This is a genomic window from Mycobacterium sp. (assembly GCF_049673265.1).
GTDB lineage: Bacteria > Actinomycetota > Actinomycetes > Mycobacteriales > Mycobacteriaceae > Mycobacterium.
Genome location: NZ_JBATXN010000350.1, coordinates 1 through 1,840 on the forward strand (window position 1 = coordinate 1; position 1,840 = coordinate 1,840).

The window sequence follows — 1,840 nt, forward strand, 5'->3', positions numbered from 1 at the left end:
ACGTAAGCCTTCGGCTCCGGGAACGCCACCGCGCTGCCGTCGTGGACCAGCTGCTCGGGGGCGTTGTCGATGGCCGAACGGGCCTGGGTAAGTAGTTCTTCCACCCCGGCCAACCCGGTGCCGGATACCGCTTGATAGCTCGACACCACCAGCCGCACCAGCTGGGCCTCATCGTGCAACACCTTGAGCACCGGCATCGCGGCCATCGTGGTGCAGTTCGGGTTGGCGATGATGCCCTTGGGGCGGTGATGCGCATCGCGCGCGAAGTTCACCTCGGAGACCACCAGCGGCACGTCCGGGTCCTTGCGCCAGGCCGACGAATTGTCGATCACCGTCACCCCGGCCGCCGCGAACCGAGGGGCCTGCACCCGCGACATCGCCCCGCCGGCGGAGAACAGCGCGATGTCCAGACCGGTCGGATCGGCGGTTTCGGCATCCTCGACTTCGATTTCCTCGCCACGGAAGGTCAGCTTGCGGCCCTGCGAGCGAGCCGAAGCGAAAAACCGCACGCTGGTTGCCGGGAAGTCGCGCTCGTCGAGCAGCCTGCGCATCACCTGGCCCACCTGACCGGTGGCGCCAACTATGCCTATAGAAAGCCGATTGGCACCCAATCTAACGTCCCGTCCCCGCATAAACCGTGGCCTCTTCGGCCCCGCCGAGCCCGAACGCCTCATGGATGGCGACAACAGCCTTATCTAGTTCAGTGTCGCGGCACAGCACCGAGATCCGGATCTCCGACGTTGAGATCAGATCGATGTTGACCCCGACACCGGCCAGCGCCTCGCAGAACGTGGCGGTCACCCCCGGATGGCTGCGCATGCCGGCACCGATCAGCGACACCTTGCCGATGTGATCGTCGTAAAGCACTTGGCTGAAACCGATTTCGTCTTTGAGCGCATCCAGCGTCGCGACCGCGACTCGGCCGCTGTCGCGCGGGCAGGTGAACGTGATGTCGGTCTTGCCGTTTTCGATCTTGGAGATGTTCTGCAGCACCATGTCGATGTTGACATCGGCGTCGGCGACCGCGCGAAACACCTTGGCCGCGTAGCCGGGATGGTCGGGGATGCCGACGACGGTCACCTTGGCCTCGCTGCGGTCGTGTGCGACGCCGGTCAGAATGGGCTCTTCCATGGGTATGTCCTCGATCGATCCGGTGACGACGGTGCCTGGCTTGTCCGAGTACGACGACCGGACGTGCACCGGAATGTTGTAGCGGCGGGCGTATTCCACGCAGCGCAGCATCAGTACTTTGGCGCCGCAGGCGGCCATTTCGAGCATCTCCTCGAACGTGACCGTGTCCAGCCGCCGCGGATTTGGAACGATCCGCGGGTCCGCGCTGAAAATCCCGTCCACATCGGTGTAGATCTCGCAGACGTCGGCCTTCAGAGCCGCGGCCAGCGCAACCGCGGTGGTGTCAGAGCCGCCGCGGCCCAGCGTGGTGACGTCCCTGGTGTCCTGGCTAACGCCCTGGAACCCTGCGACCAGGACGACCAGCCCCTCATCGAGCGCGGACTGCACCCGAGCCGGGGTGACGGCGATGCTCTTGGCCTTGCCGTGGGCCCGGGTGGTGATGACGCCGGCTTGCGAGCCGGTGAACGAGCGGGCTTGCGCACCGAGCGATTCGATGGCCATCGCCACCAGCGCGTTGGAGATGCGCTCGCCGGCGGTCAGCAGCATGTCCAGCTCGCGCGCCGGCGGGGCTGGGCACACCTGCTGGGCCAGATCCAGCAGGTTGTCGGTGGTGTCGCCCATCGCCGAAACGACCACGACGACATCGTTGCCTTGCTTTTTGGCCTCGACGATGCGTTCGGCGACGCGGCGGATCCGTCCGGCGTCTGCC

Annotated in this window: 2 protein-coding genes; both read right to left on the bottom strand. The window is 66.0% G+C overall.

Going from position 1 to position 1,840, the window contains the following annotated elements; genetic code table 11:
* Positions 1-632, bottom strand: a 632-nt coding sequence (locus WBF82_RS12135; protein ID WP_424383272.1) for an aspartate-semialdehyde dehydrogenase, incomplete at its 3' end; no start/stop codon positions are given.
* A partial coding sequence (locus tag WBF82_RS12140) for an aspartate kinase (protein ID WP_424383273.1) occupies positions 613-1,840 on the bottom strand: 1,228 nt, incomplete at its 5' end. The genes WBF82_RS12140 and WBF82_RS12135, both read right to left, overlap by 20 nt.